This window comes from Kitasatospora sp. NPDC057542 (assembly GCF_042801945.1).
Lineage (GTDB): Bacteria > Actinomycetota > Actinomycetes > Streptomycetales > Streptomycetaceae > Kitasatospora.
Window position 1 is genome coordinate 1 of sequence record NZ_JBHVFE010000294.1, and the last position, 11,245, is coordinate 11,245.

The 11,245-nt window shown below is 71.6% G+C and carries 8 protein-coding genes; 1 reads left to right on the top strand and 7 read right to left on the bottom strand.

Annotation, left to right across the window (positions count from 1 at the left end):
* Positions 1–43: 43 nt before the first annotated feature.
* The 7 genes from ACFU7Y_RS29550 to ACFU7Y_RS29580 form a co-directional block, all read right to left on the bottom strand.
* Positions 44–694, bottom strand: a complete 651-nt coding sequence (locus tag ACFU7Y_RS29550; RefSeq protein ID WP_224285419.1) for a DUF742 domain-containing protein — start codon at positions 692–694, stop codon at positions 44–46.
* 161 nt (positions 695–855) lie between these two features.
* Positions 856–1,269 (bottom strand): roadblock/LC7 domain-containing protein, encoded by a 414-nt coding sequence (locus ACFU7Y_RS29555; RefSeq protein WP_030291361.1) that lies wholly within the window; start codon positions 1,267–1,269, stop codon positions 856–858.
* Between the two features lie 10 nt (positions 1,270–1,279).
* A complete protein-coding gene (locus ACFU7Y_RS29560) occupies positions 1,280–4,606 on the bottom strand; it encodes a nitrate- and nitrite sensing domain-containing protein (protein ID WP_380770235.1) in 3,327 nt (1,108 codons plus the stop codon).
* A 402-nt stretch (positions 4,607–5,008) separates the two neighbouring features.
* Positions 5,009–5,593, bottom strand: coding sequence for an ATP/GTP-binding protein (locus tag ACFU7Y_RS29565; protein ID WP_380770236.1), 585 nt, complete (start codon positions 5,591–5,593; stop codon positions 5,009–5,011).
* Positions 5,574–5,999, bottom strand: coding sequence for a DUF742 domain-containing protein (locus ACFU7Y_RS29570; RefSeq protein ID WP_224285341.1), 426 nt, complete (start codon positions 5,997–5,999; stop codon positions 5,574–5,576). Before ACFU7Y_RS29570 ends, ACFU7Y_RS29565 begins: the two co-directional genes overlap by 20 nt.
* Before the next feature lie 167 nt (positions 6,000–6,166).
* Positions 6,167–6,580 carry a roadblock/LC7 domain-containing protein gene (locus ACFU7Y_RS29575; protein ID WP_030291361.1) on the bottom strand — a complete coding sequence of 138 codons (414 nt, stop codon included), beginning with the start codon at positions 6,578–6,580 and terminating at the stop codon, positions 6,167–6,169.
* A gap of 10 nt (positions 6,581–6,590) precedes the next feature.
* Positions 6,591–10,358 (bottom strand): nitrate- and nitrite sensing domain-containing protein, encoded by a 3,768-nt coding sequence (locus ACFU7Y_RS29580; RefSeq protein ID WP_380770237.1) that lies wholly within the window; start codon positions 10,356–10,358, stop codon positions 6,591–6,593.
* Between the two features lie 626 nt (positions 10,359–10,984).
* Here ACFU7Y_RS29580 and ACFU7Y_RS29585 point away from each other — a divergent pair.
* A complete protein-coding gene (locus tag ACFU7Y_RS29585; RefSeq protein ID WP_224283775.1) occupies positions 10,985–11,203 on the top strand; it encodes a hypothetical protein in 219 nt (72 codons plus the stop codon).
* Positions 11,204–11,245 lie beyond the last annotated feature (42 nt).

The window sequence follows — 11,245 nt, forward strand, 5'->3', positions numbered from 1 at the left end:
GACGATCTTCGCGGAGGTGGTGGCGCGGGTGGGGGCGGCCGCGTTAGAGCTTGCGAAGTCCACTGAGGACCCTTTCGAGCAGCGTGACGTCGGGCTGGTTTCCGGTTTCGCCGCCGGAAGCGGGCTGGTGGATGGCGACGAGGCCGGCCTCGGCCAGGTCTGCCACGAGGATGCGGGCCACTCCCAGGGGAAGGGAGAGCAGCGCCGACACCTCGGCGACGGATTTGACCTCCGTGCACAGCGTGCAGATCCGCTGGTGCTCGGGGAGCAGGGTGGCCAGGCGCTGCGGGTCGACGTCGGCGGAGACCAGGGCCTCCAGCGCGAGTTCGTAGCGCGGCCGGGTCCGGCCACCGGTCATCGCGAACGGGCGGATCAGCGGGCCGGAGTCGGGTTCGTCCTCGAACTCCTCGACGTGGCCGGGCTCCTGGGCGGGCCGGTAGCCGGGAGCCGGCTCGGGCGCCGGTGCCGGGTAGCCGGGTGCCGGGGCGCCGTACGAGGGCTGCCGGGAGTACTGGTCGTACTGGCCGTACTGGCCGTACTGCTCCTCGGGCCGGGGGTACGGCTGCTGGGGCTGTCCGTACTGGTGCCGGCCGTACTGCTGACCGTGGCCGACGCCGGGTGCTCCGAAGGCGTCATGGCCTGTGCCAGGGTACGGAACGCCGTACGGGCCGCTGCGGTCGTCGGGCGGTGTCACGGTTCCTCTCCTCACAGGGTGCGGCGGTGCGGTGCGAGCTTCGGCGCAGGTCCGGAGCCGGTGGTGCGAAGGCCGTACAACGTCCGAACCCGAGCCCGCCGAAGCGGGCCCGGGAAGGACGCGGAGGTACTTCGAATACCTGGACGGTATCCGACGAACCGTCAGTGCAGGAGACTGCCCTGGAGTTCCGCGCGGAGTGCGGGGGTGAGGACGGCGCCGGCGCGGTCGACGAGCAGGGCCATCTCGTAGCCGACCAGGCCGATGTCGGAGTCGGGGGCGGCCAGGACGGCGAGTGCGGAGCCGTCGCTGATGGCCATCAGGAACAGGAATCCCCGCTCCATCTCGACCACGGTCTGGTTGACCTCGCCGCCCTCGAAGATCCGGCTGGCGCCGGAGGTGAGGGAGGTGAGGCCGGAGGCGACGGCGGCGAGCTGGTCGGCACGGTCGCGCGGGAAGCCCTCGGACATGCACAGCAGGAGGCCGTCCGCGGAGACCACCACGGTGTGGGACACCCCGGGGGTGTTGTCCACGAAATTGGTGATCAGCCAGTTCAGGTTCTGTGCGGCCTGGCTCATCTGAGTCAACTCAACGCTCCTGGTGGTTCGAGCCGCCGAAGAGATCGGTGCTCCGGTTCTGTCCGTTGCCGGACTGGTCTACCTGATCGGGGTCGATCCGGAAGCTTCCGGTGTTACCGGCGCTGCGGCCCTGCTCCACACCTCGGCGCAGGTTGGTGAGGCGGCCTCGGACCTCCTCCGGGCTGCGGGAGACCTGCGGCCCTTCCTGCGGGGTGGGCTGGTGGGCATTGCCGGGCACCAGGTTCTGCTTGGGCACGCGCCGCGGCAGACCGGCGCCGGTGGTGCCGCTGGAGGAGGGCTCGCGCAGCTGCTCGGCCCGCTGCCACTCGCCGTCGTTCGGCGACTGCCAGGCGGCGCTGGCGGTCGGGCCGGTCGGGCCGTATCCGCCGAGCGAGGACACGTCGTGGCCGCGCTGGGCCATGGGCGCCGAGGTGTCCTTGGCGCCGGCGAACCAGTTCGGGCTGTCGCCGGCCGGGCTGCCGCCGGCCGGACCGGCGGCGAGGCCACCGCCCGCCAGCTGCTCGCCGGGGCGGCGCTGCGGCAGCCCGGACGGCAGGGTGGTGGACGGCTCGGCGGCGGGCAGCGCGGGCGGCTCCGGGGTGTACGGGTGGCCGGCCGGGGACTCCTCGGTCTGCCGGCCGTACTGGTCGGCGTACTGGTCCTGCCGGTAGCCGCCCTGGTCGTAGCCGTACTGGTCGTCCGCGAAGCCCTGCTGCTGGTCGTAACCCTGCGGGGCGTACTGGTCGTACTCGTCCTGGGCGTACTCGTCCTGGTCGTAGCCGTACTGGTCGTCCGCGAAGCCCTGCTGCTGGTCGTAACCCTGCGGGGCGTACTGGTCGTAGCCCTGCTGGTACTCCTCCTCGACCTCGGCGTCCACCACCGGCGCCTGCGGGGCGCTCTCCAGGGCCGCGCGGCGGACCTGGTCGAGGCGCTGCGAGCGCTGGACGGCCTCCAGGGCCGGGCTGAACCCGCTGGAGCCGGCGTTGCCGATGCCGGTGAGGTGGTCGTCGAAGCCGAGCTCGGCCGCGCTGCGGGAGCGGTCGTCCGGCGCCCACTCGGCGGTCGGCTCCTGCTCGGCGAAGATGCGGGAGACGGTGAACTGCTCGTCCGGCTCCGGCACCGCACCGGACTGGGTGACGAACGGCGGGAGCATGACCAGCGAGGTGGTGCCGGCGGACTCGCCGGACGGGCGGAGCTGGACGCGGATGTCGTGCCGCTGGGAGAGCCGGCCGACCACGAACAGGCCCATGCGGCGGGAGATGGTGGCGTCCACCGTGGGCGGCTCGGCCAGCTTCTCGTTGATCTCCGCGAAGTCCTCGGCGGTGAGGCCGATGCCCTTGTCGTGGATCTCGACCAGCACGCGGCCGTCCGGCAGGCGGGTCGCGTTGACCAGCACCCGGGTCTGCGGGCTGGAGAACGAGGTGGCGTTCTCCAGCAGCTCGGCGAGCAGGTGGACGAGGTCGGTCACGGCGGCGCCGACGACGTCGACCTCCGGGATGCCGGAGAGCTCGACGCGCTCGTACTGCTCCACCTCGGAGGCGGCGGCGCGGAGCACGTCGACCAGCGGGACCGGGGTGTTCCAGCGGCGGCCGGCCTCCTCGCCCGCGAGGACGAGCAGGTTCTCACCGTTGCGGCGCATGCGGGTGGCCAGGTGGTCCAGCTTGAAGAGGTTCTCCAGCTGGTCCGGGTCGGCCTCGTTGTTCTCCAGGTCGGTGATCAGCGCCAGCTGGCGCTGGATCAGGCTCTGGCTGCGGCGCGACAGGTTGGTGAAGATCGCGTTGACGTTCCCTCGCAGCAGGGCCTGCTCGGCGGCGAGCGCCACGGCCTGCTGGTGGACCTGGTCGAACGCCCGGGCGACCTCGCCGATCTCGTCCTTGCCGTGCAGCGGGATCGGGGTCACCGAGGTGTCGACCCGGTCGGGGTCGGTCTTGGAGAGCTTCTCGACCAGGTCCGGCAGGCGGTGGTCGGCGATCTCCAGGGCGGCGCTGCGCAGGGTGCGCATGCCGAGGATCATCGAGCGGGCCACGTAGCCGGTGAGCAGACCGGCCAGGATCAGTGCGGCGACGACGATGACCGTGTTGAGGATGGCGTCGTAGAGCGCGTTGTCCTTGAGGTTGCGGGAGTCGGTGAGGACGTCGTCCAGCAGCGCCTCTTCGGTGTTCCGCAGGGCCTGGATGTGCGTGTTGGCGGCCTGGTTCCAGTTGTCCGGGGTCAGACCGGCGCTCTTCGCCTCGGCGAACGCGGCGTCGGCGGTGGCCTTGCCCTTCAGCTGGCCCTCGGCGGCGGCCTGGCTGTACGAGGCGGCCAGTGTCAGCAGGCCCGGCATGGTGGGCGCGGTGCCGTTCGGCATCTTGTACGCCGAGCGATCCTGGGCGGCGGCCACGGCGACCTGCGCCTCCGCGTACTTCCTGGCGTCCTCGGGGGCGCTACCGGTGTTGAACTCGTTGAGGGAGACCTGCTCCAGCTTCTCCGCGACCACGATCTGCTGGGTCGCGTCGGCGTTCTCGTACCGGGTGGTGGTGTTCTGCGCGATGCCGACCAGCAGGTTGAGCATCAGCGCGCGCTGGGTCGAGGCGGAGGCCTTGGCCAGCGACATCGCGTAGATCGCGCGGCCCTTGCTGGTGGCGTTGGCGGAGCCCAGGCCGACCGAGTTGTCGTAGGCCAGCAGCGGGGCGAACATCGCCGAGTAGGCGTTGGCGGTGGCGCTGAGGAACAGCTCAGGGCCGTACGCGTTGGCCCGCAGGTGCGGCAGGTCGGCGACCAGGATCTTGAAGGCGTCATGGCGGCGAGGCAGCTCACCGGACTTGTCGGAGGCCTCGTACGCGGCGTTGTACGCCTTCAGCGCGGCATCGGTGTCGTTGCGGCGCTTGGTCACCTCGTTGTTCGGGTCCTGCTTGGTGAGCAGGGGTATCAGCGTCTTGTCGCGCTCGTTCTCCAGCGCCTCGGCGAGTTCGGTCGCCGCCTTGGCCAGCTCCGCGGTCTTCTCGGCGCGGGAGGCCTTGATGTAGCCGTCGACCGAGGTGTTCACGCGAAGACCGCCGAAGACGAGACTGATGATCACGGGGATCAGCAGGATCGCGATCAGACGGGTCGGCACGCGCCAGTTGCGCGGGCGGAGGAAGTCGTACCGGTTGGAGCCGCCGCCGTCGTCCGACGAGCCGCCGCTGCGGGGCCTCGTGGGTGCGGCTGTGGGCTCGGGGGCCGGGACAGGGGTCTGGGCGCGTTCCTCGGTGGGAGTGAACGCGGAGAATCCGGTCGGGTCCCCCGGGGTACCGTTCGGCTCGCTCTGGCGGGGCTCGGAGCGCCGCTGCGGGGCGGGTTGCTGCTTACGCCTCACTCGACAACTACCTCTCGGCCGAATGTCGGCCATGGATCAATCCAGCGCTACCCCCGGGCCCTGACGTGCCGCCGGACCGGCCGACACAGGAGACATCCAGGGGCAGCTGGAATTTCAGCACGTGCAGGGATGGGGGACAAACAGCCGCCGTCCGGCACCCGCGTCGGAACAATCCGGACATTCGCCGACATGACGGAGCAAAACCGTGGTCACCTGGCGCTGAGTGACGCTGATTCGCCACACTGAGTCATTGTTGATCACAAAATGCCTACCGAACTGTTATCCGCTGCTTATACACGGGTCTTGCGCGGAGCCCCCGGAGGACACCGGCCGGTAAGCGTCGCAGCCCCGACGGCCTGTTGCAGGGGACGGGCCGTCGAGGCTGTGCGGTTCCCCCCGCGCTCAGCGGAGCCGGGCGAGCAGGGCGTGTTCGACGAGGGTGATGAGGGCGCTCTTGGCGCTGTCCCGGCGGCGGGCGTCGAGGGTGATGACGGGGGTGTCGGTGCCGAGTTGGAGGGCTTCGCGGACTTCGTCGGAGGTGTGGGGCTGGTGTCCGTCGAAGCCGTTGAGGGCGACGACGAAGGGCAGTCCGCTGTTCTCGAAGTAGTCGAGGGCGGGGAAGCAGTCGGCGAGGCGGCGGGTGTCGACGAGGACGACGGCTCCGATGGCGCCGCGGACGAGGTCGTCCCACATGAACCAGAAGCGGTCCTGTCCGGGGGTGCCGAAGAGGTAGAGGATGAGGTCTTCGTCGAGGGTGATGCGGCCGAAGTCCATGGCGACGGTGGTGGTCGTCTTGCCGGAGACGTGGCTGAGGTCGTCGATGCCGGCGGAGGCCGAGGTCATGACGGCTTCGGTGCGCAGGGGGTTGATCTCGGAGACGGCGCCGACGAGCGTGGTCTTGCCGACACCGAAGCCGCCCGCGACGACGATCTTCGCGGAGGTGGTGGCGCGGGTGGGGGCGGCCGCGTTAGAGCTTGCGAAGTCCACTGAGGACCCTTTCGAGCAGCGTGACGTCGGGCGTTCCGCCCGACTCGCCCGCGGCGGCGGGCTGGTGGATGGCGACGAGGCCGGCCTCGGCAAGGTCGGCGACGAGGATGCGGGCGACACCGAGCGGCACGCCGGCCAGTGCGGAGATCTCCGCGATGGACTTGACCTCGCGGCAGAGGCTGACGATCCGGGCGTGCTCGGGCAGCAGCCCGCCGGTCCGGTCGGCCGAGCCGGTGGTGGAGATCAGGGCCTCGATGGCGAGCTGGTACCGGGGACGGGTCCGGCCGCCGGTCATTGCGTACGGGCGGACCAGCGGCTGCTGCTCGTAGCCGTCGGACTGCTGCCCGCCGTAGCCGCTGCCGTACCCGTTGCCGTACGGGCCGGCGGGTGTCGAGGGCGGGGTCATGGGTCCTCCTAGTGCTGCAGCCTTGAGCAGCCGGTTCCAGCTGGGACGGTGCCAGCTGAGGCGGGATCAGCTGCCCGAAGGCAGCTGAAGGGGTTGCACCGGGTCCGGTCGGGTCGGACCCGGCGAGGCAGGTGGGACGGGTGGGTGGATCCGCTCGGCGGCTCGGGTCAGTGCAGGAGACTGCCCTGGAGTTCCGCGCGGAGTGCGGGGGTGAGGACGGCGCCGGCGCGGTCGACGAGCAGGGCCATCTCGTAGCCGACCAGGCCGATGTCGGAGTCGGGGGCGGCCAGGACGGCGAGTGCGGAGCCGTCGCTGATGGCCATCAGGAAAAGGAATCCCCGCTCCATCTCGACCACGGTCTGGTTGACCTCGCCGCCCTCGAAGATCCGGCTGGCGCCGGAGGTGAGGGAGGTGAGGCCGGAGGCGACGGCGGCGAGCTGGTCGGCACGGTCGCGCGGGAAGCCCTCGGACATGCACAGCAGGAGGCCGTCCGCGGAGACCACCACGGTGTGGGACACCCCGGGGGTGTTGTCCACGAAATTGGTGATCAGCCAGTTCAGGTTCTGTGCGGCCTGGCTCATCTGGTTCAACTCAACGCTCCTGGTGATCTGCGCCGTTGCCGTCGCTCCGGCCACCGAAACTATCGAATCCGGCCTGCTGGGCACCATGCTGGTAGCCCGTCTGACCGGCGGCCTGCTCGGCCCCGGCGCGGCGGCCCTGCTGGATGCCGCGGCGCAGGTTGGTCAGCCGGCCGCGGACCTCCTCGGGGGCCCGGGAGACCTGCGGACCGGTCAGCGGCGAGGCCTCGGCGGTGCCGGAGACCAGGTTGGCCTGCGGGGTCCGCCGGGGCAGGCCCGACATGGTGACGCCGCTGGTCGAGGGCTCGCGGATCTGCTCGGCGCGGCGCCAGCGCTCGTCGTTCGCGGACGGACGCCAGGGCGCGTCGTCGCTGCCCGGCTGCTGCTGGTTCTGCTGCGGCTGGCCCTGCGGCTGCTGCGGAGCCTGCGGGGAGGCCTGCTGCTGCGGTGTCTGCCGGGGGGCCTGCTGCTGCGGTGCCTGCTGGGGCTGCTGCTGCTCCTGGGCCTGCTGCTGGAACTCCGGCGCGGTGGTGCCGGGGCGGCGCGGCTGGTACGGCCGCGGCCGCGCCTGCTGCCCCTCGGCCTGCGGGTACCAGGGCTGCTCGCCGGCGCTCTGCTGACCGGTGGCCTCGGACGGGCCGGTCGGCAGCGCCATCGGCTCCTGGTACGGCAGCGGCTGCGGCTGCTGGTACGGCAGCGGCTGCGGCTGCTGGGGGGCCTGCTCCTGGCGCACCGGCTCCGGACGCGGCGGGTTCGGCACGTTCGGCAGCACCGGCTCGACCAGGCCGAGGCCCAGCGGGTCGCGCGGGTCGATCTGGCTGGCCTCGAAGCGCGGGCGGGCGAACTGCTGGGTGCTCTCCACCGGCGCCGGCTCGGCCGACGGCAGCGGCTGCTGCGGGGCCTGCGGCGGCAGCTGCGGCTGACGGTCGCGCTGCGGCGCGTCCGGGCCGGGGCGCTGCGGACCGCGCGGGCCCTGGGCGGCGGGCCGGCCGGGGGCACCGGGGCCCTGCGGGGCCGGACGGCGCTGCGGCAGGCCGTCCTGCGGACGGTTGCCCGGACGGGCACCCTGCTGCGGCATGCCGGGACCGCCGGGACGGCCGTGCTGCGGCTGCTCGCCGGTCCGGGCACCCGGACCGCCGTCGAACTCACCGCCGGGGCGAGGCCGTTCCTGACCGGGCCGGCCCGGCTGGGGCTGACCGGGCTGGGGCTGACCGGTCTGCGGCCGGCCCGGCTGGGGCTGACCGGGCTGCTGCTGACGGCCGCGGCGGGGCAGGCCGTTCGGGCCGGTCTGCGGCGGGCCCTGGCGGCCCGGGGCGCGCTGCGGCAGACCGCCCTGCTGGGCCTGCTGCGGAGCCTGCTGGTTCTGCGGGGCCTGGCTCTGCTGCGGCTGCTGGGCGGGCTGCCGGCCCTGTCCCTGCCGACCGCCGTCCTGCGGGACCGGGTTCCCCTTCAGCGACTGGCCGACCTGGCGGGTCGGCAGACCGTTGCCGGGCGCACCCGGGCCGGCCTGCGGACCGGGTCCGGCCGGAGCGGCCGGACCGCCCTGGCCGAGCTGCGGGCGGCCGCCCTGCGGGGCACCGGCGGCCGGGCCCTGGCCGAGCGCGGCCGGACCGCTCTGGCGGCCGGGCGGCACCTGGCGCTGCTGGCGCGGCGTCGGGGCGGCCCCGCGCTGCTGCTTGCCCTGGCCGGAACCGGTTCGGCCGGAGCCGCGGCGGTCGCCCGAGTTGGTGACGTCCACCGGGAGCATGACCAGCGCAGTGGTGCCGCCGGAGTCGCTGGGGCGCAGCTGGATCCGGATGCCGTGGCGCAGCGACAGGCGGCCGACCACGAAGAGGCCCATGCGGCGGGAGACCGAGACGTCCACCGTCGGCGGGTTGGCGAGGCGCTCGTTGATCTCGGCGAGGTCGTCGGGGCTCAGGCCGATGCCGGTGTCGTGGATCTCGACCAGGACGCGGCCGTCCGGCAGCGCGTGGCCGGTGACCCGGACGCGGGTCTGCGGGCTGGAGAACGAGGTGGCGTTCTCCAGCAGCTCGGCGAGCAGGTGGACGAGGTCGTTGACGACGCGGCCGGCGACCTCGGCCGACGGCACGGCGGCGAGCTCGATGCGCTCGTACTGCTCCACCTCGGAGGCGGCGGCGCGGAGCACGTCGACGAGCGGGACGGGACGCGTCCAGCGGCGGCCCGGGTCCTCGCCCGCGAGGACGAGGAGGTTTTCGCCGTTGCGGCGCATGCGGGTCGCGAGGTGGTCCAGCTTGAAGAGGTTGGCCAGCTGGTCCGGGTCCGCCTCGCGGCTCTCCAGCTCGGAGATGAGCGACAGCTGGCGCTGGATGAGGCCCTGGCTGCGGCGCGAGAGGTTGGTGAACATCGCGTTGATGTTGCCGCGCAGGAGGGCCTGCTCGGCGGCGAGGCGGACGGCCTCGCTGTGCACCATGTCGAACGCGTGGGCCACGTGGCCGATCTCGTCGGTGGAGTCGACGGCGACCGGCTCGACCGTGATGTCGACGTCGTGCGGGTCGGCCTCGGAGAGGGTCTTGACCAGCTCGGGCAGACGGCGCTCGGCGACGTCCTCGGCCGCGGCCTGGAGACGGGTCAGCGAGCGCACCATCGAGCGGGCGATCAGACCGGCGCCACCGAGGGCGACGAGCAGCACCAGGGCGATCGCGACACCGATGATCAGGGCGTCGGCGTCGGCCTGGGCCTGGAGGTCCTCGGCCTTGCCGTCCAGGTTCTCGATGAGCTTGGACTCGATCCGGCGCTCGGCGGTGATCTTGGCGCTGGCCTTCTCGAACCAGTCCTTGTAGGTGACCGCCTCGGTCTGGCGGATGCCGCTCTGGGTGAGGATCGTGGAGGCGTAGCGGTCGGCGTCGGCGACCACCGAGTTGTAGCTCAACTGGCTGCGCAGGTTGTCCAGGTCGTGCGCGGTGTAGATGTTGTTGAAGCTTGCGATCGCGTTGTCGTACGAGCTGCGCAGGCGGATACCGAAGGACTCGTCGCTGGGGCTGAGGTCGGGGGTCTTCGGGTTGGCGAGCGCGGCGCTGATCAGGGCCCGCTGCTGCGAGGTCGCGTTCTTCGCCAGCGAGAACTGCTGGAGCGCGCGGGTGGAGACGACCAGGTCCTTGTTGTTCGACGCGAGCGCGATGTCCTGGGTGATGGACAGCAGGTCGCGGATGATCACGTCGTAGGCGGTGATCGTCGACTGGATGTTCTGGTTGTTCTGGTACGGCAGGCTGCGGGTGTCCGCGATCGAGTTCAGGTCCTTGCGGATCTGGAGCAACAGCGCCTTTCCGCCGGACAGTTCGAGGTTCTCGAACTTGTCGGAGGACGCGGTGAAGGTGCGGCTCAGGTCGTCGGTGGACTTGCGGGCCGCGACGATGTCGTCGTCCAGCGGGGCGGCCGGGTCGTGGGTGATCGGGCCGGCGCTGATGTCGCGCTCGGTCTGGAGCGCGTCCGCGAGGTTGGTCGCCTTCTTGGCCAGGTCGGACAGGTTGGCCATCTGGGCGAGTTGCTGCGAGTTCTCCATCGAGCTCTGGATGCGCAGGCCACCGAGGACCAGCGAGACCAGCACAGGGAGGGCGAGCAGCGCGATCAGACGGGTGCGGATGCGCCAGTTGCGCATCGCGAGCCGGTTCAGACCGGTGGCGCGGCGCCGGGTCAGGGACGTGCGGAGCTTGTCCCGGGTGGACTTCCGCTCCTGGCCGTCCTCCTCCGGGCGGCCGTTGGCCTCGGGTGTCACCGGCTCGGCCGGGCCGCCGGGGGCCGCCGCCTGTTGGGGGGCTGCCACAGGCTCGCGCGACTCCGGGTTACCCGCGGCGCCGCTACCCCTTTTGAAACGTCCCTGCACTGGCGTCGCAACCTCTGGACCGGGCGTCCCGCCGCGTCGCCACGGCCTGGACGGTGTCGAGTTTCCATCCGCACCCCGGCCGGTCCGGGAGAGCGGGCACCGGGGTGGACCACTCCCTACCCACGGTCCGTCGCATTCCAGCACAGCCGGGGAATCCCAACAAGGGCCGCAGGAACCAGGCGCCCGGCGCTACCGACCGCTTGCACAATCTCACGGACTGTGCGGTAACCGGACCGGAATACCGCCTTTTTCGGACACTTGCCGGATGCATGCCAAGCGGACCCGGGGTCGGGAAGAGTCGCAGACCTTCTGGAATGCCCTTTATCGGTGGAATGTCGGAAAATTCCGCTGCGGCGATATGTCGGATATCTGCGTTTTGCTCGGCATTTTGTGAGCAATATCACAGTCTAATGTGTAGCTTTGGTCACGGTCTCTGTGGAAAGAGATCTCGTAACCTGGCTGTCTCCGGAGCACGGCCCCGATCAGCCTGCCCAGAACCCCTCCGAATCAATCGGAATCCATCAGGCCGTGCCGATCGGCCCGGCCATGACCACGAGGTGCTCTCGATGTCCCAGGCGAAGAAGGCCACCCAGTCCACGCTGCCCAGCCGAGCCACGGCGAACCCGCGCCGGACGACGCTGGCCTCGGTCGAGGACTTCAGCAAGATCCCGGGTGCCCGCAAGCCCGAGGATGTCGTGACCTACGGCACCGAGCTGCCGGCCGTCACCGCCAACCCGCGCCGCACCCAGCTGATGGTCGCCCCGGTCGTCGTCGTGCGGGACTGACCCCGCAGCGTTCCGCCGAGGGCGCCGTCGTCACAGCAGTGG